The sequence below is a fragment of the Natrinema sp. LN54 genome (genome assembly GCF_052439245.1).
Taxonomy (GTDB): Archaea; Halobacteriota; Halobacteria; order Halobacteriales; family Natrialbaceae; genus Natrinema; species Natrinema versiforme_A.
In genome coordinates this window covers 410,359-432,112 of the sequence record NZ_JBQVRP010000004.1, presented here as the reverse complement: position 1 = coordinate 432,112, position 21,754 = coordinate 410,359, and the positions used below count along the sequence as shown (strand labels likewise).

17 protein-coding genes and 1 tRNA gene are annotated in these 21,754 nt (G+C 65.7%); 9 read left to right on the top strand and 9 right to left on the bottom strand.

Annotated features, from left to right (window positions below; translation table 11 throughout):
• Positions 1 to 217 precede the first annotated feature (217 nt).
• The 3 genes from ACT4ML_RS14615 to ACT4ML_RS14605 all read left to right on the top strand — a co-directional run bounded on the left by ACT4ML_RS14615 (position 218) and on the right by ACT4ML_RS14605 (position 4,459).
• Entirely contained in the window at positions 218 to 2,695 is a 2,478-nt protein-coding gene (locus ACT4ML_RS14615; protein ID WP_444721519.1) for a DNA topoisomerase VI subunit B, read from the top strand.
• On the top strand, positions 2,692 to 3,783 hold the full coding sequence (locus tag ACT4ML_RS14610) for a DNA topoisomerase IV subunit A (protein ID WP_444721518.1): 1,092 nt from the start codon (positions 2,692 to 2,694) through the stop codon (positions 3,781 to 3,783). The genes ACT4ML_RS14615 and ACT4ML_RS14610 overlap by 4 nt, the downstream gene beginning before the upstream one ends.
• A 370-nt stretch (positions 3,784 to 4,153) precedes the next feature.
• Complete coding sequence (locus ACT4ML_RS14605; protein WP_444721517.1) at positions 4,154 to 4,459, top strand: hypothetical protein; 306 nt, start codon at positions 4,154 to 4,156, stop codon at positions 4,457 to 4,459.
• Positions 4,460 to 4,475: 16 nt separating this feature from the next.
• Here ACT4ML_RS14605 and ACT4ML_RS14600 read toward each other — a convergent pair whose 3' ends face one another.
• The 6 genes from ACT4ML_RS14600 to ACT4ML_RS14575 all read right to left on the bottom strand — a co-directional run bounded on the left by ACT4ML_RS14600 (position 4,476) and on the right by ACT4ML_RS14575 (position 9,646).
• Positions 4,476 to 5,186: an MBL fold metallo-hydrolase gene (locus tag ACT4ML_RS14600; RefSeq protein ID WP_444721516.1), complete on the bottom strand. Its 711-nt coding sequence runs from the start codon at positions 5,184 to 5,186 to the stop codon at positions 4,476 to 4,478.
• 117 nt (positions 5,187 to 5,303) lie between these two features.
• Complete coding sequence (locus ACT4ML_RS14595; RefSeq protein WP_444721515.1) at positions 5,304 to 6,038, bottom strand: fumarylacetoacetate hydrolase family protein; 735 nt, start codon at positions 6,036 to 6,038, stop codon at positions 5,304 to 5,306.
• 76 nt (positions 6,039 to 6,114) lie between these two features.
• Positions 6,115 to 6,963 carry a sugar phosphate isomerase/epimerase family protein gene (locus tag ACT4ML_RS14590; protein ID WP_444721514.1) on the bottom strand — a complete coding sequence of 283 codons (849 nt, stop codon included), beginning with the start codon at positions 6,961 to 6,963 and terminating at the stop codon, positions 6,115 to 6,117.
• Between the two features lie 67 nt (positions 6,964 to 7,030).
• Positions 7,031 to 8,011, bottom strand: coding sequence for a UbiA family prenyltransferase (locus ACT4ML_RS14585; RefSeq protein WP_444721513.1), 981 nt, complete (start codon positions 8,009 to 8,011; stop codon positions 7,031 to 7,033).
• Between the two features lies 1 nt (position 8,012).
• Positions 8,013 to 8,843 carry a sugar phosphate isomerase/epimerase family protein gene (locus ACT4ML_RS14580; RefSeq protein ID WP_444721512.1) on the bottom strand — a complete coding sequence of 277 codons (831 nt, stop codon included), beginning with the start codon at positions 8,841 to 8,843 and terminating at the stop codon, positions 8,013 to 8,015.
• Between the two features lie 2 nt (positions 8,844 to 8,845).
• Complete coding sequence (locus ACT4ML_RS14575) at positions 8,846 to 9,646, bottom strand: TatD family hydrolase (RefSeq protein ID WP_444721511.1); 801 nt, start codon at positions 9,644 to 9,646, stop codon at positions 8,846 to 8,848.
• A 301-nt stretch (positions 9,647 to 9,947) separates the two neighbouring features.
• On the opposite strand from ACT4ML_RS14575, the gene ACT4ML_RS14570 reads away from it, so the two are divergent.
• The 3 genes from ACT4ML_RS14570 (at position 9,948) to ACT4ML_RS14560 (ending at position 12,881) form a co-directional block, all read left to right on the top strand.
• On the top strand, positions 9,948 to 11,168 hold the full coding sequence (locus ACT4ML_RS14570; protein ID WP_444721510.1) for an inositol-3-phosphate synthase: 1,221 nt from the start codon (positions 9,948 to 9,950) through the stop codon (positions 11,166 to 11,168).
• Between the two features lie 55 nt (positions 11,169 to 11,223).
• On the top strand, positions 11,224 to 12,612 hold the full coding sequence (locus ACT4ML_RS14565) for an alkaline phosphatase family protein (RefSeq protein ID WP_444721509.1): 1,389 nt from the start codon (positions 11,224 to 11,226) through the stop codon (positions 12,610 to 12,612).
• Positions 12,613 to 12,806: 194 nt separating this feature from the next.
• A tRNA-Glu gene (locus tag ACT4ML_RS14560) sits at positions 12,807 to 12,881 on the top strand.
• Between the two features lie 392 nt (positions 12,882 to 13,273).
• Here the strand turns inward: ACT4ML_RS14560 and ACT4ML_RS14555 are convergent.
• Positions 13,274 to 13,927: a ribonuclease HI family protein gene (locus tag ACT4ML_RS14555; protein WP_444721645.1), complete on the bottom strand. Its 654-nt coding sequence runs from the start codon at positions 13,925 to 13,927 to the stop codon at positions 13,274 to 13,276.
• A gap of 478 nt (positions 13,928 to 14,405) precedes the next feature.
• Here ACT4ML_RS14555 and lrp point away from each other — a divergent pair, with 478 nt between their 5' ends.
• From lrp to ACT4ML_RS14540, 3 genes are all read left to right on the top strand, one after another.
• Positions 14,406 to 14,861, top strand: coding sequence for an HTH-type transcriptional regulator Lrp (lrp, locus tag ACT4ML_RS14550; protein WP_138244773.1), 456 nt, complete (start codon positions 14,406 to 14,408; stop codon positions 14,859 to 14,861).
• A gap of 294 nt (positions 14,862 to 15,155) precedes the next feature.
• Complete coding sequence (locus tag ACT4ML_RS14545; RefSeq protein WP_444721508.1) at positions 15,156 to 16,094, top strand: hypothetical protein; 939 nt, start codon at positions 15,156 to 15,158, stop codon at positions 16,092 to 16,094.
• Positions 16,095 to 16,109: 15 nt separating this feature from the next.
• Complete coding sequence (locus ACT4ML_RS14540; protein ID WP_444721507.1) at positions 16,110 to 18,110, top strand: pyrroloquinoline quinone-dependent dehydrogenase; 2,001 nt, start codon at positions 16,110 to 16,112, stop codon at positions 18,108 to 18,110.
• Positions 18,111 to 18,221: 111 nt separating this feature from the next.
• On the opposite strand, the gene ACT4ML_RS14535 is transcribed toward ACT4ML_RS14540, so the two are convergent.
• Together ACT4ML_RS14535 and ACT4ML_RS14530 are read right to left on the bottom strand one after the other, a co-directional pair.
• A complete protein-coding gene (locus tag ACT4ML_RS14535) occupies positions 18,222 to 20,378 on the bottom strand; it encodes a PQQ-dependent sugar dehydrogenase (RefSeq protein ID WP_444721506.1) in 2,157 nt (718 codons plus the stop codon).
• Positions 20,379 to 20,579: 201 nt separating this feature from the next.
• Complete coding sequence (locus ACT4ML_RS14530) at positions 20,580 to 21,671, bottom strand: sodium:calcium antiporter (protein ID WP_444721505.1); 1,092 nt, start codon at positions 21,669 to 21,671, stop codon at positions 20,580 to 20,582.
• Positions 21,672 to 21,754: the final 83 nt, after the last annotated feature.

Below are 21,754 nucleotides of genomic sequence, written 5' to 3'. Positions count from 1 at the left end.
AGTCAGGGCTCGCGTCAGCTCGCGGATTCTCCCTCGAGCACGGACACTCGAGCGGCCGCGCGGTCACCGACCCCGAGACGGAAATACCGGTTTCGAGCCGGCGATCGGGCCCGATCGCGGGCCGTCACGGCCATCGAATCGGCGGACTGGTCGGGGACGGTTCACTTTCACTGCGGTAGCACACAGCTTTTAGCCCCACCGTTAGTATGGGACAACGATGACGTCGTTCCAGTCGACACTCGGTGACGAGCCGGGGATCGCCGAGGAGCTGGCGGAGAGCCAGCAGTCGATCTCCATCGCCGAGTTCTTCGAGAAGAACAAGCACATGCTCGGCTTCGACAGCGGTGCTCGAGGCCTCGTCACGGCCGTCAAGGAGGCCGTCGACAACGCCTTAGACGCCGCCGAGGAGTCGGGTATTCTCCCGGATATCTACGTCGAGATTCAGGAAGCCGGCGACTACTACCGCCTGATCGTCGAGGATAACGGCCCGGGACTCACGAAAGAAACGCTCCCGAAAGTTTTCGGGAAACTGCTCTACGGCTCTCGCTTTCACGCACGCGAACAATCCCGCGGCCAGCAGGGGATCGGTATCTCTGCTGCAGTTCTGTACGCCCAGCTGACCAGCGGGAAACCCGCGAAGATCACCAGTCGGACGCAGGGGTCGGAAGACGCCGAGTACTTCGAGCTCATCGTCGATACCGACAGCAACGAGCCCGAGATCAGCGTCGAGGAGACGACCACGTGGGACCGCCCCCACGGCACCCGCATCGAACTCGAGATGGAGGCGAACATGCGCGCCCGCCAGCAGCTCCACGACTATATCAAGCACACGGCGGTCGTCAACCCCCACGCCCGCCTCGAGTTGCGCGAACCGCAGGAACACTTCAAGTTCGAGCGCGCGACCGACCAACTCCCCGAGGAGACCGAGGAGATCCGGCCCCACCCCCACGGCGTCGAACTCGGCACCGTGATGAAGATGCTGACGGCGACGGACTCCCAGACGGTCTCGGGGTTCGTCCAAGAGGAGTTCACCCGCGTCGGGAAGAAGACCGCCGACTCGATCATCGACGCGTTCCGCGACCGTCACTACGGCCGCGAGATGCGCTGGCGGCCGCCGGCGAGCCACGAGGAGATAGACCTCCACGCCGCAGTCGAGGACGCGACCGCGAACAAGGGTGCCGACGCGACGGCCGCGTTCGCCGACGCCATCGCCGACGCGGTCGCGGATTCCGACCGCATCGCCCACTTCGAACTGCGCGAGGCCGTCGAATCGGCCGCCGAGGCGGTCGAGGACCACCACGGAACGACGTTCGGCGACACCGTTCGGGAAAACGCCGTCGAAGCCGTCTGGCTCGAGTTGATCGATGTCGCCGAGGCAGACGACGATGCGGCCGAGACGGACGACGAGGGCGAGCCGGCGACCGACGCCGACGGCGACTCGAGACTCGTCGCCGACCTCTACGACCTCGCGGACGACGCGACGAGCACCCGCAAGGACGACGAAGTCATCCACGCCTTCGCCGACCGGCTCGCGGGCAAGTTCGAGGACCCCGAGGACGTTCGCCACCGGTTCACCTCCGAAACGCTGCGCGAGTACGTCGACCGGGCTGCGGACCTCACCGAGGAGTACGACGATGTCTCCTTCGGCGAGACGGCCCGCGAGAACGTCACGGAAGCGGTCTGGGACATCATGGCCACCGTGCCGGACGACCCGCCGCTCGTTCGCGAACTCGACGGCGACCGCGACGCCACCAGCAACCTCGTCGACGCGATGCGCGCGACCGACATCATGGCACCGCCGACGCGGTGTCTCGCGCCCATCTCCGAGGATCTCATCACTGCCGGCCTCGAGAAGGAGTTCGACGCCGACTTCTTCGCTTCGGCGACCCGCGACGCGGGCGTCTCCGGCGGCGACCCGTTCATCGTCGAGGCCGGGATCGCCTACGGCGGCGACCTGCCGGCCGAGGGAACCGGCGAGGTCATGCGCTTTGCAAACCGGGTGCCGCTGGTCTACCAGCGCGGCGCCTGTGCGACGACGGACGTGGTCAAGTCGATCGGCTGGCGCAACTACGGCCTCGACCAGCCCGGCGGCTCCGGCCTGCCGAACGGACCGGTCGTGATCATGGTCCACGTCGCCTCGACGAACGTCCCCTTCACCAGCGAATCGAAAGACGCCGTCGCGAACGTCCCGGAGATCGAAGACGAGATCGAACTCGCGATCCGGGAGGCCGCACGCGACCTGAAGAGCTACCTCAACAAGCGCCGGTCGATGCAACAGCGCCGGAAGAAGCAGAACGTCCTCGGGAAGATCCTCCCGGAGATGGCCGAGAAGGTCGCCGAAGTCACGGGCCGCGAGGAGCCCGACATCGACGATGCCATCGCACGGATCATGAACAACGTTCTGGTCGAGCGTGAGGTGACAGAAAACGGCGACGGGCAGGCAATCTCGGTCGTCGTCGAGAACAACTCGGGGACGAACGAATCCCTCGAGATCACCGATATCGTCTCGGCCGAACCCACCGCTCTCTCCGACGGCGCGACCGTCGTCGAAATGGACGGCGAGTGGTTCGTCAAGTGGGAGCCGGAGGTGTCCAGTGACGACGAGGCGGCCCTCGAGTACGAGGTGCCGGACGACGCGACGTTCGATCTGGACGTCAAAGGCGTCGAAACGGAGAAACTGACGGTGAAACAATGAGTGCAGACGACAACCAGCAAGCACGAGAGCAGTTGATCGATCTCGCGGCACAGTTCTACGACCAGTTCGAACTGGGCGAGATCCCCCACATGTCCGTGCCGACGCGGACGAAGAACAACATCGAGTACGACGAGGAGATGGACGTCTGGGTCTACGGCGACCGCGAGTCGACCCGATCGGCCAACTCCGTCCGCGGCGCACGGAAGCTCCTGAAGGCGATCTACACCATCGAGTTCCTCGCGGAACAGCTCGAGGAGGACCGCTCCTCGACCCTGCGTGAACTCTACTACCTCTCGGAGAGCTGGGACAACGACGAGGCCCAGTTCACGAGCCAAGACGAGTCCAACAGCATGGTCGAGGACTTGGAGATCGTCTCCGGCGTCACCCGCGAGGACTTCCACATGCGCCCCGAGGAGTCGGGCGCGAAGGTGATGGGACCGATCCACATCCGCGAGCAGACGAAGCGCGGCGACCGCGACATCCACTGCCAGCTCGACGTGGGACAGGGCGGGTACCAGATCCCGAACAACCCGGACATGATCGAGTTTCTCGACAACGACGCCGACTTCGTCCTCTGCGTGGAGACCGGCGGCATGCGCGACCGACTCGTCGAGAACGGCTTCGACGAGGAGTACGACGCGATCGTCGTCCACCTCGGCGGACAGCCCGCGCGGGCCACGCGCCGGCTGACGAAGCGTTTCCACGACGAACTCGGGCTTCCCGTGGTGGTCTTCACTGACGGCGACCCGTGGTCGTACCGCATCTACGGCTCCGTCGCCTACGGCTCGATCAAGTCGGCCCACCTCTCGGAGTACCTCGCGACGCCCGAAGCGAAGTTTATCGGCATCCAGCCCGCCGATATCGTCGAGTACGAACTGCCGACCGATCCGCTCTCGGACTCGGACATCAACGCCTTGGAGAGCGAACTCGAGGACCCGCGGTTCCAGACCGACTACTGGGAGGAACAGATCGAACTCCAACTCGAGATCGGGAAGAAGTCCGAACAGCAGTCACTGGCGTCGCACGGTCTCGATTTCGTGACGGATACCTATCTCCCCGAGCGACTCAGTGAGATGGGCATTCTGTAGACGGGCCTCGAACCGTCGTTCAGGGAGATGATCCCCGAGCGACTCAGTGAGATGGGCATTCTGTAGACGGCTCTCGAACCGTCGTTCAGGGAGATGATCCCTGAGCGACTCAGTGAGATGGGCGTCTGTAGGCTTCGTTCTCCTCGAGTCGCGGTCTCATCGCGTACTCCCAACCGGGTAGCCGAGCATCGCACGCGCGACTCGGTCCTGTCGATAGTCGAGACCCCTGTCAGGACGGCGAACGTCTGCCGCGGCTGGCGGTCTCAGTCCCGCTCCGCCTCGGTCGCCGAATCGTCCCGGTCGCGTTCCCTGTGTCTGCAGGTACAACCGGTTCCCGTCTGCGGGTACTTTCATCAGCTAGACTGGTGATATGGCCGACGAAAACGACAGCGAACGGCCGTTGCACAGCGACCCCGACGAGGGGGCGATAGACGAGCCGACAACCTCCAACGACCAGGAAGCCGACGAGGCCGCGTGGATGATGAAAGAGGGGATCACGGTCGGGTTGATCGCCATCGGTGCCATGATCCTCCTCGGGCTCGGTCTCTTGCAGGGGACCGGCCTCGTCGACTTCTTCGCCCCGATCGCCGACTCCGGGTTCGGGCAGTGGATCGCGCTCGGTGTGCTGGCAATGGCCGCGATCGCGCTCTTCGCCTGGTCTCGAGTCGGCGTGTGAGAACGGACCGGTGTGCCTACTCGTCGAGGACGACCGGGACGCCGCGTCTCGCGATGTCGACGACGAACGCATCGACGTCGGTTTCGTCCGCATCGGCGGGATCGTAGCGGACCGGCAACACGAGATCGGGGTCGATGTCGTCGGCCAGCGACGCGGCGTCGTGGCGATCCATCGTACCCGTCCCGTCGATCGGCGGGAGCAAGAGGTCGACGTCCATCTCCCGGTGAAACGGCAGTACGTCGGTGTCACCGGGCCAGTACGCGGTGATACCGTCGATGGTGACGCCGAAGCCACAGCCCCGCCCCTCGGGATGGATCGGCGTTCCGTCCTCGTCCGTATTGGGACCGTCGGGAGCGTTGACGGCCGGCGTCGTGAACAGATCGAGCGGCCCGAGGACGAACGACTCGTCGGCGCGGACGCGTTCGACCTCGAGCGGCAGTTCTTCGGGCCGTTCGTCAAGACCGCCGCTCTCGCTCGCGTCGATCGCGATCGACTCGTGGACGACGACCAGCGCGTCCTCGCGGGCGACCCGCCTGATCGCGTCGGGATCGTAGTGGTGGTCGTGACTGACGAGAATCAGATCTCCGTCTCGAGGCTCCGCTCTTTCCAGTCCGCCGTCTCGAGCCAGAACGGGATCGCTGTAGATGACCGCGCCGGTCTGTCCCTCGAGTCGGACGGCCGCGTTGCCGAACCAGTCGATCGTCACGGCGTCGAAGCTGACGGTCATGCGTACTCGTTCCGCGAGCGGGCCGAAAAGTGTTCGACTCGCGGTCGGCTGGGGCCCCGAGCGATCCGCGGTTCGATCCGTAGGGTCGGCCCCGAGGAGCCGGCCGGAGAGCCTCTCTCAGGGGATTCGAACCGAGTGCTCGAGGCCGACGCCGTCGATTTCGATCTCGACGGTGTCGCCGTCCGAGAGCGGGCCGACGCCCTCGGGCGTGCCGGTCGCGATCACGTCGCCGGGCTCTAAGGTGAGGTAGGTCGTGATCTCGGCGATCAGTTCCGGGATCGAGAAGATGAGTTGCTCGCGGGAGCCGTCCTGCTTGAGGTCGCCGTTGACGCGGGTCCGGACGGACGCGTCCGCGGGGACTTCGTCCGGGGTCGCGAGGACGGGGCCGAGGGGCGCCGCCCCGTCGAAGGCCTTGCCGCGGATCCAGTTCTGTTCTTGTCGCTGGTCGTCGCGGTTCGAGAGGTCGTCGACGCAGGTGAAACCCTCCACGACGTCCATCGCGTCGGCTTCCGGGACGTGGCGGCACTGCTCGCCGATGACGACGCCGAGTTCGGCCTCGTGGTCGATTCGCTCTTTGCCCGCGGGGAGAGTGACGGTGTCGCCGTGGGCCGCGAGCGCGTTCGGCGGCTTGAGAAAGAGCAGCGGTCGGTCGGGAACCTCCGAATCGAGTTCCGCCGCGTGGTCGGCGTAGTTCTTCCCGATACAGACGATTTTCGACGGTTCCGACGGCGGGAGCACGTCGATCTCGTCGTTCTCGAGCGCGTAGCTCTCGTTCGCGAAGTGAACGGTTCCGTTCTCGTACTCGCCGCGACGGACCGCGCCGGCGGGGTCGCGGAATCGGACGTATTTCACGCTCGGTGGAATGGGTGCAGGGGATAAAAAGCGTTGAGGAGGCGGTCGCTCGAGGATGGTTTCGACCGGCGGCGAGCTACAGGTACCTCTCGAGTTCCGCCATCGCGTCCCGCGCCGCGCGGTCGGGTTCGTCGGGGTAGGTGTAGAGTTCCAGCGTGGCGAACCCGTCGTACCCGATGTCTGCGAGCGCGTCGAAGATCGCCCGAAAGTCGATGTCGCCCTCGCCGGGGATCCGGTGGTAGTGTTTCCCCCGGCGGCCGCCGACGATGTCCTCGAGGTGGACGCCCGTGATGGAGCCGGCACTGGCGCGGATGCTCTCGGGAACGTCCTCGCCGTAGACGGCCGCGTGGCCGATATCGAGGTTGATCCCGAGCGAGTCGCGACCGATCTCGTCGATCAACTCGAGGACTTCGTGGGTGTTCTCGATCAGCAGTTCGGGTTCGAACTCGATGCCGACCTCGATGTCGCGGGGGTCGGCGTAGTCGAGGATCTCGTGCAGCGAGTCGCGGAGGTACTCGCGGGCCTCCTCGGGCGGCGTCCCCGGAAGCGGCCGGCCGGTCGCCAGACAGACCGCCGGCGAGCCGACGGTCTCGGCGAGGTCGATCGCCCGCTTCGTGTATTCGACGCGCCACTCGCGGGCCTCGTCGTCCGCCCGAATGACGCTCGGTTCGAAGAAGGCCGACGGCGGCGCGTCGTCGTAGTAGCCCATCGCCGTGTTCGCGTTGACGTTCGAGACCGTGAGCCCCGTTTCGGAGATGGCCTCGAGGAGGGCCTCCCGGTCGCCGTCGCCGAACTCCGGAAAGTAGGCGTGGGGGTCGTCGCCGAGCAGTTCGACGCCGGCGTAGCCGTGGTCGGCGATCCGGCGAATCGCCGCCGGGAGCGAGTGGCGCGTGTACGCGTTCGTCGAAAAAGCGAGTTCGACCATCGATCTGCGTCTCCTACACCGGAGCGCCACTAATTCGTTGGCCCGTCACACTCGAGGGGCGACCGAACTACGTCACGTCGAACACCCGCGAGAGGCCCACCGCCGGGACGAGGAAGACGCCGGCGGCGAGTCCCCAGCGGAGTCCGGTCGCGGCGGCAAAGGCCGCATCGAGCAACACCAGTCCGAGGATACAGGCACCGACCGCTGGCCCGACGGTGCTCGGCACCGGATCGGCGTGTGCGGCTCGCAGGGGCCGACCGACCCACCAGCAGAACGCGGCGGTAAACACGAGGGCGACCGCCGTCTCGAGCCGCGACGGGCCGACAGTCACGAGATACCAGCCGACGGCGAGCGCCGCTGCAACGGCACCCGCAGCGGCGACGCTGACCGCGCCCCGGTTGCCGCCCTCGGTCTCTCGAGCGGCCATGAACGTGACCGCGGCGATGTAGCCGGTGACGACCGCGGGGACGGCGAGCAGTCGGGTCGGGGACTCGAGGAGCGCGCTCCCCGCCGCGGTCGTCCCGAGGACGACGTTCAGCCCGCGCGTCGCACCCATCGCGAGGAAGCCGGCGGCGGTCCCCTTCAGGAGTCCGTCGTAGGCGACGATCGCGAGGGCGATCAGTCCGGCGGCAACGGCACCGGGGCCGCCCGCGACGACGCCGGCGAAGGCGACGGCGACGAGCAGTAACGCGATCCCGAGCGCGAACGCGGCTCGCCGCGAGACGCGACCGGAGGGGATCGGCCGTTCGGGCCGTTCGCGCGCGTCGACCGGCGCGTCGAACGCGTCGTTGAGCGTCGTACCGGCGGCGTAGAGGAGGACCGAACAGCCCGCGAGCCCGCCGACCGTACCCGGCTGCGGATCGGAGCCGACGGCAGCGACGAGTGCGGCTCCGAGGATCACGTCCGGCGGCGCCGTACAGAGGTTCGGGACGCGGATCAGCGCCGCGTACGCGCCGACGACGGTCCACAGATCGGCGTCCGTATCGGCCTTCTCGCAGGCGTCCGAATCGCCGTTTTCGTCGGTTCCCGACCGGACGCCGCCGGCCACCCTACGCCCACCCGTGTTCCTCGAGGTAGGTCATCGCCTCCTGTGCGGTCTCGATCGCCGTCTCCTCGTAGGGGTAGAGTTCGACGGTGACGAACCCGTCGTAGCCCCGTTCCTCGAGTTCGGCGAGGAACCCGTCGATGTCCATCGCCCCGTCGCCGAGTTGCGTGTGTTCGTGGGTCCGGTCGGCCGGGATGTCCTCGAGGTGGTAGTGTTCCGTGTGCTCCCAGAGGGGTTCGACTAGCTCGGCCGGGTCCTCGCCGACCGAGTAGAAGTGACCGGCGTCGAAGTTACACTTCACGCGCGGGGAGTCGACCCGCTCGAGCAGTTCGAGGAACTCCTCGCCGGTCTCGATCAGCAGTTCGGGTTCGGGTTCGACGAGCAGGTCGACGCCGAGTTCCTCGGCTTTCGGGATGACTTGCTCGAGACTGTCAACGAAGGTGTCCAGTGCCCACTCCCGCGATTTCCCGTCGGGGATCGGCCCGCCGGGTTCGATCGAGATGTAGTCGTGACCGAGGTCGGCCGCGGTCTCGAGCGCCGCGAGGGTGTAGTCGATCCGTCGCTGCCGGTACTCCTCGTCGGGTTCGATGTAGGAGGGGTGGTGAAAGCCCTCGATCGCGGTCAGCATGAACGCGTTGGCGTTGCTGATGGCGATCCCGTGTCGCTCGAGGACCTCGGTGACGCGCTCGCGTTCCTCGTCGGTGGCGTCGGGCGGGTACAGGTGCGGTTCGTCGAGCAGGAGCTCGACACCGTCGTAGCCCGCGTCGGCGATCGACTCGATGGCGTCCTCGAGTTGGTACTCCCGGAACGCGTTGGTGGAGAAGCCAAACCGCATTGTCAGGCCTCGTAGTCGAAGTTCGGCGACTGGTCGAAGAACTCGTAGGGGTTCTCGAAGACGACCTTCCGCACGTCCTCGCGGTCCCAACCCCGGTCGAGCATCATGTCGCGGGCCTTCGGCACCGCCAGCGGGTCCGAGGGGTCCCAGTCGGCCGCGCTGTTGAAGATCATGTTGTCGGTGCCGTACTCCTCGAGCAGGTCGATCGCCGACTCGGTCTCGATCTTGCCGGGGTAGAGCGTGAAGCCGATCCAGCAGTCCGTTCGCGTCGAAATGTCGATCGTGTTCTCGGTGTTGTGATCGATGATGATCCGCTCTTGGGTGACGCCCATCTCCTCGATGATCTCGACGATTCGCTCAGTGCCGGACGGCTTGTCCGTGTGCGGCGTGTGGATGATGACGGGGAGCTCGCGGTCCTCCGCGATCTCGAGTTGGCGGCGGAACGCCCACTCCTCGTCATCGGTAACCTGATCGAACCCGATCTCGCCGACGCCAACGACGGGGTCGCGGTCGAGGTACTCCGGGATCCGGTCGACGACTTCCTCGGCCATGTCGCGGTAGTTGGCTTCCTTGGGCTCTAAGCCGATCGTGACGTAGTGATCCATGCCGGCGGCCCGCTCGGCGCGGTCGGTCTCGTGTTCGATGATCTGCTCGAAGTAGTCGAAGAACGACCCCGCGTTGTGTTTGTCCTGTCCGCTCCAGAATGCGGGCTCGATACAGCACTCGACACCGGCCCGTCGCGCTCGTCGGTAGTCCTCGGCCGAACGCGATACCATGTGCATGTGAGGGTCGATAATTCGCATACCGGCCGTGCCACGAGCGACCGGTTTGGTGCTGTGATCGTTCGATCGGCAAACGCGAGGTTGAGAACGGCGAATCAGTCACTTCCGACGGCGGAATACGGCGTTACGAGCGACCAACACCGTATTACTCCTGCTACGCGAGTCATAACGAAAGCCGTCCGGGCCCCATCATCGCGGGAATGACCCGACGCGAACGAGCGACGGCAGTGGCGTATCCGCCGCGGATCGGCCCCGACAACGAGGGCGGCCGAAACGCGTCGACAGTCCGGATCGAACGGCCGTCGGGAGGGGATGAGACCCGATGACCGACGGGCGAGAGCAACCGGCCGACGGCGCGGACCGAACGGGCGTCTGGCTCGTCGGTGCGCGCGGCAACGTCGCGACGATGTCGATCGTCGGTGCCCGAGCGATCGCTCGCGGACTGACCGGTACGACCGGAATGGTCACGGAACGCGAACCGGTCGCGAGTCTCGACCTGCCGCCGGTCGACGGGCTCGTCTTCGGCGGCCACGACATCGCCCCGGAGTCGCTCGTCGCCCAAGCCGAACGCCAGCGCGACCGGAACGGCGTCCCCGACGCCGAGACGCTCGCGGCCGTCCGGGACGATCTGGCCGAGATCGACGACCGGATCGAGGTCGGGACGGCGGTCAACTGCGGCGCGGCCGTCTCCGAGGACAGCGAACGACTGGACGAGAGCCTCGCCGTCCGGGACGTCGTCGACCAGATCCGGGACGACTACGAGACGTTCCGCGAGCGCCACAACCTCGAGCGATTGGTCGTCGTCAACGTCGCCTCGACGGAACCCGAACTGGCCGAGCCCGAACGGTACGACACCCGCGAGGCGCTCGAGCGAGCGATCGACGAGGACGACCGCGACCTGCCGGCGAGCGTGCTCTATACCTACGCCGCGATCGACAGCGGCCACCCGTTCGTCAACTTCACGCCGAGTACGGGCAACACGCTCGGCGGGATTCGCGAACTCGCGACCGCGAAGGATGTCCCTCACATGGGTCGCGACGCCAAGACCGGCGAGACGCTCGTCAAGTCCGCGCTCGCCCCGATGTTCGCCGGGCGAAACCTGCAGGTGAGGAGCTGGGAGGGCCACAACATCCTCGGCAACAAGGACGGACTCGTGCTCGAGGACGAGGAAAACGCCGCCGGCAAACTCTCCAGCAAGGGTGACGTGCTCGACTCGATCCTCCCCGACATCGGCCACAACCGGGTCCGGATCGACTACACGCCCTCGCTGGCCGACTGGAAGACAGCGTGGGACTACATTCACTTCGAGGGCTTCCTCGACACGGAGATGAAAATGCAGTTCACGTGGGAGGGGTCGGACTCCGCGCTGGCCGCGCCGCTGGTCCTCGATCTGGTGCGACTGGTCGCCCACGCCGACGAACACGGGAACGGGGGGCTCCAGCCCCAGCTCGCGTCCTTTTTCAAGGCCCCGATCGGGGTCGACGAACACGACTTCTCCCGCCAACTGGACCGCCTGTACGACTACGCCGAGCAGCATCGCTGATGCGCCTGACCGCCCCCTCCGACCGCACGACTGCAACGGCTGCGATCCACATCCAATGACAGAACCCACGATTCCCGAGACGACCGACAGTGCAGACCGCGTGATCGTCCTCGACGTCGTCGGCCTCCAGCCACGGCACATCGACGCCGACCGAACGCCGACCCTCGAGTCACAGTTCCCGTCCGAATCGGTGACCGACCTCCGGCCGCCGTTCCCCGCGGTGACGGTGCCGGCCCAGACGACGCTGGCAACCGGGCGCGGTCCCGCCGAGCACGGCGACGTCTCGAGCGGCGAGTACGACCGCGAGCGCCAGACGGCCGCGTTCTGGGAGCGCGACCGCGACGGTCGCGACCGCATCTGGGAGACGGCCAGCGAGGCGGGACTGACCACCGGCGTCCTGAACTTCCAGCACCTGATCGGAACGAGCGCCGACATCGCGCTCACCCCCTCGCCGATCGAGGACGAGGACAACAACATGCTCGAGATGGACTGCTGGACCAACCCCGACGGCTTCTACGACGACCTCCGGGACGACCTGGACCACTTCCCGCTGCACAACTACTGGGGGCCCGGCGCGAACGAGGAGGGGAGCCGCTGGATCCTCTCGGCCGCGAGCGAGGCGATCGAGCGGTTCGATCCCGACCTGCTCTGGGTCTACGTCCCGCATCTGGATTACGTCGGCCAGAGCAACGGCCCCGGGAGCAACGCCTTCGACGAGGAACTCGCGGTCGTCGACGACCTCCTCGCGGACTTCCTCGCCGACCTGTCCGAGACCGACCGTTGGGACGAGACCCTGCTCACCCTCGTCAGCGAGTACGGCTTTCACGACGTGGACCGACCGGTGTTCCCCAACCGCGCGCTCCGCGAGGCCGGGTTGCTCGAGACGGGAGGAGACGGCGATGTCGACATCCCCGGATCGGACGCGTTCGCCATGGTCGACCACCAGATCGCACACGTCTACGCCGACTCGGACGCGGTCGCCGACGCCCGCGACGCGCTCGCCGATCTCGAGGGGATCGACGACGTGCTCGAGGAGTCGGGCAAGGCGGAGTACGGCATCGATCACCCCAACGCGGGCGAACTCGTCCTCGTGGCGGATCGGGACGCGTGGTTCCAGTATTACTGGTGGGACGACCGCGCGGCCGCACCCCCGTACGCGACCGATATGGACATCCACAAGAAACCGGGCTTCGACCCCTGCGAACTCTTCTTCGGCGACGAGGGACTCGTCTCGCTCGACGCCGCGCAGGTCAGCGGCTCCCACGGCCGCGTCGACGAGGCCGCGCTCGGCACGTTCGGTCTCGGCGGCCCGGCCGCGCCCGCACTCGAGGGCGACGAGCCGGTCGACGCGACCGACGTGACGCCGACGGTCGCGGATCTGCTCGGGCTCGAGGGTGAGCTCTCGATGGCCTTCGAGGGCACGTCGCTTCGTCAGGAAGACTGACCGTTGGGGTTGGCGGGCGTTCTCGAGGCGACGACAGTGTTTGTTGTCGGCAGAATAAGGGTTGTAGCGTGCGTGATGTGATGCCACTGCCGCCGCGGAACGGAACGCTTTTCATTAGCCCTCAGCAAGAAAGAGTTGCGAGACGCGCACCGTTGGCGAGACGGACGAAGTCCGTCGAGGCGCGGCGCGTGAACGCTCCGTTGGTGTAGTCCGGCCAATCATTTCGGCCTTTCGAGCCGATGACCTGGGTTCAAATCCCAGACGGAGCACTCTTCTGAGGAACGACGTGACGAAGAAGGAAGCACAGGCTCTGGGATTTGAATGAGAGAAACGCGAGCATCGCGAGCGTTTCGCGTGGTTCAAATCCCAGACGAGCATTCTTCGGCGAACAAACTCGTGAGCCGAAACTGCGGCTCTGGTAATTTGAATTAGACGAGTCGCAGCACCGAGCGTCGCGAGGTGATCGTCTCGGCGTAGTTCAAATCCCAGACGAAGCACTTCTACGGCGGTTTTCGGATAATTCGAGCTTGATCCCTATCGGCCGGTGAGCGCAAACGGATCAATTTCTGCCGGTGTAAGGGTGGAGTCGGTACGTGGTTTTTAGTGGCTTCTGCGGATTCAACAGAGTCGGGATTTCGGATGTCAAGCGGTGTCGGGTCTACTATCCGGGTCCGAACGCCGCGATATCGGCACCCACCGTCGCCAGTGCGTCGGCGGGATTCGGGTCGCTGTCGGCCAGATGCGTGTACTGGTGGTCCGGGATGCTCGAGAGTGCCGCCGTAACGGCCTCGCTGTACGTCTCGACGCCCGGTTCCGTCGGGTCCTCGCCGCCCCAGATGTCTCGGATGACCGTCATCGAGTCGATGCGCACCTCCAGCGTGCGCGGTTCGTAGCGGGCCAGCAGTTCGGAGAGCCCGAGTTGGAGGGCGACGTACTCGGCGGTGTTGTTCCCCGTCCGGGAGCCGACGGGGCGGCCGAGACGGGCGAGTTCGTCCTCCGCAGCGTCCATGATGACGGCGCCCGCCCCTGCGGGGCCGGGGTTGCCGCGTGAACTGCCGTCGACGTAGAGGACGAACGTGTCGCTCGTCGGCTCGGGGACGGGTGGCCGGGAGAGTCCCGACTCCAACAGGCTCTCGAGCGCGGAACGCAACTCAGCCGGTGTTGTCGCGGGGTCGAACAGACCGCCGTAGCCGGGGACGGCGTCGTCGATGGCGTCGGTGGCGGCCGTAACCTCGTAGCCGACGTCTGCGAGTACCTCATCGACGAGCGTGGCCAGCGGCGAGAGGTGTTCGGTCGGCAAGGGGTCGTCGGTCACGCTACTCACCCTTCGGGCTTCGGTTCCGGACTCTTACACCTTCTGCCCCGGACGATTTCGCTGACTGGGTGCACCACTGCATATCGGTCCTCGGTGGTCAAGCGGGATAATCTCTTCAGGTGGCATCGGTGGCAGCCCGTTTTGACTCAGTCGCACTCGTGAGATCCTCGGTGGCTGATACAACCGGCCTGCTGAATAGAGAGGCTGCATCCCTCGGAGAATGATTATATTTGATTTGTGATGGCGGGAACGAACCGTTTCGTGAAATCTCGAGTCTCCGAATGCAACGATCGGCGTCCGCTTTTGTCCATGCTGAGGAAAGACGCCCGCTCTGAACAGTCGCCGGTGAGTCACTTCGATTGCAGTAATTCACACCTCTGCAAGCGTTGTCCACCTACATCGCAACACCGGCTCGCTGGAAGCGGATAGAACTGGATATTCGTAAACTCCTAGTAGGTGGAGTGTGTCATACCAGTCAATGACCTACGAACATCTGGATTCGGATCTGGTAAATGAACTACTCAACGACGGCCGCGCGAGCCTGCGCAGCCTCGCCGAAGAACTTGACGTCTCCGTGACGACCGTCTCGAATCACCTCTCCGATCTCGAGGAGGAGGGCGTGATCGAGGGGTATACGCCGAAGATCGACTACGACGAGGTCGGCTACGACGTGACCGCCGTCATGCAACTCAAAGCCGAGGGGAACGCCCTGCCCGAAATCACCGAGACGCTGAAAGATCACCGCCAGATGATCTCCGTCTACGAGGTCACCGGCGACTACGACGTGATCGCCATCGGGAAGTTCGAAGATACGGACGACATGAACGATCAGATCAAGACGCTGATCACCGATCCCGACATCAACCAGTCGAACACGAGCATCGTACTCAACGCCGTCAGCGAGAACGAACAGTTCGAACTCGACACGGAGTAAGCGACGGTTCTCCCTCGAGCCACGGCGAAAACCGGACTTACGCCCGTGGATATCCCGACCGCCCCAGCGGTGTCTCTCCTCGGCCGCCGCCCGGCTCGTGATTACTGCGGCTCGAGAGGTAACAATTGCCGGTTTACCCGCGAGCCGCGTCTCAATCACCGCTTGCCGTCGCCCATCATATACCGGGACTATCGAGTGGCACTGTCGCTCCCGCTCCACTGCGAAGAAATATTCCCTAAACCCCGCAACTGTAGAAGCTTCTAATGACTGCGGTGGTGTCAGTGAGCAAGCGCCATGGCATATGGTACCAATCCAGAAGACAGATACAGTTACGGGGAAGTGAGCGACGAGGACCGTCGCGAATTCCTGCAAGCGCTCGGCGTTATCGCCGGCGGGGCCGTCGCCGGTGCGACGCTCCGTGATCTCCGCGCGGAGGTTTCAAGCGGCGCGGCCGGCGGGCTCGCCGAGATGGGAGAGGCGGTCCGTGGTGGCCTGACCGGAACGCTCGACGCAACGCTGTTGAACGAAGAGTTGGCAGCCCTCGAGGAGAGCTTCGAGCTGCTTCCGCAGCTAGCGGCGATGGGGACTCCCGAGCAGGGCGCATCGGCGTATCAGGAACTGACGACGGCGGCGTGGGCGATCAACGATCACCTCTCGGAGGTGGGCTTCTTCGCGAGCGCGGAGGCGAACCTGCCGGCGTTCGAACCGGCGCACATCGAGGAGACGACACGGCAGTTGTTACACATCGACGCACTGCCGGCGACGCTTTCGGAGATCGGCTTCGCGACGGAGGAACAGACGGCGCTGGTAACGAACATCGTGAACTCGCGCGAGCAGCTCTCGTGGTGGATGGCGACGCCGGATTATCCGCCGGCCGAGGCCGTCGACGACGGCGTCGTCCACGAGTACGTCGCGCCGCTCCACCAGCGGGCCGCGGAGGGATCGCTGCTGTGGATCGACGGGCTCGATCACTATCTCTGGCAGCGAGCGCCGCTCGTGACCGAGGAGATGATCGATCGCGGGTTGTGGGACACCAAGTCGATGCTCGGCGGCTACTACCTGCTGGGGTCGGCTGCGCGCGACCTCGCGGCCGGTGATATCGCCGACGACCACCTGACGACGCTGACGACCGCCAGTACCGCGATCATGATCATCAGCCAGGAGTTCCTCATCAACGACGTCATCCGGATCACGGACGACAAGCGTGCGCCACGGAACCCGGCATCGAACTAATCAGGTGTTGACAACATGACCTACGAATCACACCTCGTCGAACTGCCAGAAGACGCACCGTGGAACGAAAAACCGGGTGAATCGACCGTCGAACAGGGCGATATCGATCAGATTCCGGAAGTAGACGTCACCGAAGACGACCTCCAGCAGACGGGCGAGGAACCGACGGACTGGCTCATCATGGGCGGGTCCTACGAGGCACAGCGCCACACGACGGCCGACGTCATCACGCCCGAGAACGTCGACCAACTCGAGGCCGAGTATCGACTCGAGGTCGCGGACGACCCGAACGACTTCCAGGGCTCGCCGGTCGTCGTCGGCGGCGATCCGCCGATCATGTACACCACCGTCGGGCCGGACATGCTGTACGCGATCAACGCGCGGACGGGCGAGGTCCTGTGGACGCACTTCTATGAAAATCAGGACGGCGCGTCCGACGAGACGCCGCCGGCCGAACGCGGGCCCGCCGTCCTCGGTGACACGGTCTACAAGAGCACCCTCGATCTCGGCGTCATCGCCATCGACCGCTACACCGGCGAGGAGCGGTGGTACTACAACGGCGCGGCCGCCTACCGCGGCGAGGTCGCCGACGACCTCGTCCACGAGGAACTCAGTTGGGAGCGATCCCGCGGGACCACGTCGTCGTTCCCGCCGCTGATCTACGACGGCATGCTGATGAAGGGCAGTTTCGGCGGCGAGTTCGGTGTCAGCGGTTTCTTCGACGCGATCGACCTCGAGGGGAACCCGCAGTGGCGGGTCAATATGACGCCCGAACACGAGTGGGTCGGCGACTCGTGGGAGCACGGCGGCGCGACCGCGTGGGCCTCGGGCGCGATCGACTCCGAGAACGGATCGGTCGTCATTCCGTCGGCCAACCCCGGCCCGTGGTACGGTACCGTCCGTCCCGGCTACAACCCCTACTCCTGTGGCAAAGTCGCCGTCAACGCCGCGGACGGCGAGTACGAGTGGCACCATCAGGACTCGCCCCACGACTGGTGGGACTACGACTCGCCGAGCCCGCCGGTCGTCTTCGACGCGGAGGTCGACGGCGAAACCCGCAAGTTCGCGACGTGGCCCGGCAAGACGGGGTGGGTGTACACGGTCGACATGGAGACGGGACAGCTCCACCAGCGCAGCGACGAGTACGTCCAGCACCTGAACATGTTCAACCTGCCGCCGTACGACGACCTCGAGAGTTCCCCGTGGATCATGCCGGATCTCATCGGCGGGACGAATCCCCAGCCCAGCGCCTACGATCCCGAGACGCGGACGCTGGTGGTCAAGGGGACCAACTACCCGATCAAGTTCTCGTGGTTCGAAGTGGACTACGAGGCCGGCCAGACCTACATCGGGATGGACACCGTCCGGAAGACGGAACCGGTCGACGCGGAGGAGGGCGAGCAGCGGGAAGGCGACGAGACGCCCGAAGACGAGGAGGGGGCAGCAGACGCGGAAGAGGCGGAAGTGGGCGAGCAGCGCGAGGGCGACGAGACGCCCGCAAACGAGACGGCAGACGACGGGGGCGGCGGGGACGAACTGCACGAAGAACAACAGGAGCGCGACGACGGCGAGGCGGCCGACGAAGACGCGGAGGAAGACACGGAAGACACGGAAGACGAGGAGGAAGAAGACGAGGAGGTCCAGCAGTTCCAGGACGAGGAAGTGCCGGAGTGGAACCAGATGGCCGGCGTCGTCGCCGGGGTCGATCCGCTCACCGGCGAGGTGAAATGGCAGAACTGGTTCAGTTGGCGAGCGGGGCCGCCGTGGGGCGGGTCGCTGACGACCGCGACGGGCGTGACCTTCGCCGGCGGTCCGACCGGGCAACTCCACGCCTTCGACACCGAGACGGGCGAGCGGCTGGCCGCCCACGAGGTCGGCGATCACGGCGTCGACGGAGCGCCGATGAGCTGGTACGATCCGAACGAAGGCAAGCAGTACGTCGCGATACCCGGCGGCGGCGGAAATCAGGTCGACGAGGAGGGCAATACGATCGCCGTCTTCTCGCTCGAGGAATAGCGCCCTCGACGGGAGGTGAGCGATCGAATCTACGGTTTTTTTTCGACTCGAAAAAGAGTCCCAGTCGACGGCTAGCCGTGGCCGACGCCCGTTGTCGCGAATCGTCGCCGATTACGACTCGGTCGTCTCGTTTCCGGTCGTCTCGTTCGTCTCGTTTCCGTTCGCCTCAGCTTCCGCTTCGGTTTCCGGCTCTCGCTCGACTTCCGTCTCGTTTTCCTCGGCGGGCTCCGGTTCGTCGGCCGTCTCCGATTCGTCGTCACCGGCCGTTTCGCCGCCCGTCTCGTCCGCCGGGACGATCCGGTGAACCGCGCCGTCGCCCTCGACCGTCGGCGTGCTGGTGGTGAGGACGTACAGTTCGCCGTCGGCGTCCCGGCCGAAGCCGTAGACGAGTTGGGTCGGCCGTCCGTCTTCGGCGGCCTCGCCTTCGACCTGCAGTTGCTCGATGGGCCACAGTCCGTCCCCGGTCGTCGTCCCGCCGCCGGCGTCGCTTTCCGTCTCGGTACCGGTCTCCGTCTCGTTGGCGGTCTCGTTGCCGGTCTCGGTTTCGTTGCCGCCGTCGTCGGTCGGCGGATCGAGGAACATATCCTCGAGGTCATCGCCGTCGCCATCGTCGCCGTCGGTCGCTCCCGCTTGGGGACGGGCGAGGAACAGCGTTCCCGGCCCCTCGCCGTCCTGGCTCCAGTCGCCGAAGACGTACGTCCCCTCGAGTTCGTCGATCTCGTCGCCCTCGTAGAGGTGACCGCCGGTAATGGAGACGCCGATCGCCCCGTCGTCACCGGTGTCCTCGCCGCCGCCGTCCTCACCTTCACTCTCGGCACCGTCTGACTCGAGGATGCCGCGTTCGTGGGGGTACTCGATGACCGGATCGAGCAGCGGTTCGCCGGCGCGTGGGTCGCCGGCGTCCTCGCTGACCTCGTCGGGGCAGTCCTCGGGCGGCTCCGTGGGGGATTCCGTACTGAAACAGTGGGCCCCCTCCTTGACGTTCCAGCTGTAGTTGCCGCCGCGCTGGACGTGATTGACGCTCTCGAAGAGTTCCTGTCCGACGTCCGCGAGCAGGAACTCGCCCTCGCCGGTAAAGGAGAATTCGCCCCACGGGTTGCGCATCCCCCACGCGTAGTACTCGTCGCGGTGTCCTTCGGCATCGACCAGCGGGTTGTCGTCCGGAATTCCGTAGGCTCGCTCGTCGCTTTCGACGTCGATGTCGAGCCGCAAGACGCCGCCGAGGAGGGTCTCCTCAGTGTCCTGTCCGTTGCCGCCCTCGTTGTCGTCGTACCAGTCCTCGACGTGGCCCTCGTCCGTGTCGTTCGCGCCGCCGCCGTCGCCCGTGGCGACGTAGAGGTAGCCGTCGGGACCGAACGCGATCGTGCCGGAGTTGTGGTTGAACTGCGGCTCCGGGATCTCGAGGATCGTCCGTTCGGAGTCGGGATCCGCCATCTGGTGGTCGTCGCCGGCAGTCCTGAACTCCGAGAGGACGAACGTGTGATCGTACTCCTCCGGCGTTCCCTCCCGCGGCGGCGAGCTATACCGGACGAAGAACCGCCCGTTCTCCTCGAAATCGGGGTGGAACGCCAACCCGAGGAGGCCGCGCTCGTCGAAGTCCTGAAACTCGATGAGCTGATCCGTGATGTCGAGGAACGGCTCTTCCCGCAGTCCGTCCTCGTCGTGGACGTAGATGTACCCCGTCTGGTCGACGATGAAGCGGCGATCGGCCTCCTCGTCGGCGACCTGCAGCGTCACCGGCGCGGTCAGTTCGTCAGTGACCGTCTCGAGGCCGACCGCCGGTCCCTCGCCGATGAGTTGGTCGGACTGGCCGGTTTCCTCGCCGCCGGCCGCGTCGTCGACGAACTCGATATCGCCGCGCATCGACTGCGGGTGCGGGCCGCAGTAGTACGTCGACATCCCCTCCTCCGCGGTGAACTCGACGGTCTGCGTTTCGCCCGCGTCCGCGAGGACGTCCGTCGCGACGTAGTTTTCCTCCTCGGATTCGCCCTCGATGATGAAGTTGTGTCCGGCACCGTCCTGGTTCTCCCACGTGAGCGTATACTCCTCGCCGGCGACCAACTGGAGCGTCGGATTGCGTTCGTCCGCGATCGGCTCCGGCGAGACGCCGAGCCAGCCGCTCGTTCGCCCGCCGAGTTCGATCTCGCCGGTGATGGCGTCCTCCTGTGCCGCCGCTGGTAGCGCGAGGCCGGCCACGGAAAGCGCCGCAGTCGATCGGAGGACCGTTCGCCTCGAGGTCGCCCGTTTGGAATCGTCGTTTCGTGTCATAGTCTCTCAGTAGTACGCCGTGTCGGATCGCGGATCTCGACCCCTGCGTCCGCCCGCGTACCGGGTAGCGTGGTGTTGACATCCGGCAATAAACCGGTTCGATCGTTCCCCGCTCAAGATCGACTTGTTCGAAATACGGGTCCGCAATCACTGCTTAGGACGTCCTAACATCGTCTTTCGGCTCGAGCGAGGAGGTCTCGGTTACGCGTAGTTCGCGATCCAGTAGGCGACGTAGAGACCGAACAGGACGACCCCGCCGACGCGGGTGACGCGACCCCGCGCGAGCATGGCCGTCACGACGAGCAGGCAGCCGGCGAGGAACGGCCAGTGGACCGTCAGGACGTCGCCGCCGCTCGCGATCGGGTGGAGCACCGCGATGATTCCGACGTTCGCCGTCATGTAGAAGACGGTGCTGCCGACGACGTTTCCGACGGCGAGTTCCGGCCGGTTCCGCCGCACCGGCTCGACGGTGAGCGCTAACTCCTCGATCGAAGCGATGAAGCTCAACACCGTCGCGCCGAACGCCAGCCCCGAGATCCCGAGCGCGACGAAGATCCCTTCGGCGCTGACCACCGTAATGCCGGACCCGATCGTTAGCCCGATCGTCGCGAGGACGGCCACGCCCAGATTGAAGAGGCCGCTTCGATGCTCGAACGACGGGACGAGATCGTCGAGGTCGAAATCGAGGTCGAAGTTCGGGTCGAGCGCCCGATTCACTCGCCCGTCGGGTTCGTCGCCGCCGTTTACCGCTTTCGTTCCCGTGCCGGTCCCCGCATCCGGTTCGGTCTCCAGTCCGACCACCTCCTGTACCTCGTCCGCGAGCAGATACGTCGTTTCGGAACGCCGCTCGCGCCAGAAGATGGCCGAGAGCAGCGGAACGAACAGGGCGAGGAGCGCAGCCCCCTCGAGCGGGTCGATCGTTCCGTCGATCGACATCGCGAACGCCGGGACGGGGACGAGAACGAGCACGAGCAGATACAGCCGCGGAACGTCCATCCGAAACGGAACGAGGATCCCCGCGAGCCCGACGGCGACGGCGAGGACGAACAGCGATTCGCCGAACACCGTCCCGAGCGCGAGGTCGGGAAGGGCGACGAACGCGGCGGTCACGCCGAGAACGGCGTTCTCGAGGTCGACACCCGCTAACACGACCGCGAGAAAGAAGCCGGAAATCCCGAGCGAGACGGCGCTCTGGGCGACGGCCTCGATGAAGACCTCCACGCACCAGATCACCAGCACGACGCCGACGAGAAACAGCCCGACGAGGGCTATCGGGGAGCTCGGAACGACCATGTCCCCGCGTCTACACTGCTATGGCACTTATTACCAAGTGTCGATCTCCGAGGGGGTCGAGTGAACGCGCGCCCGTTCAGCGC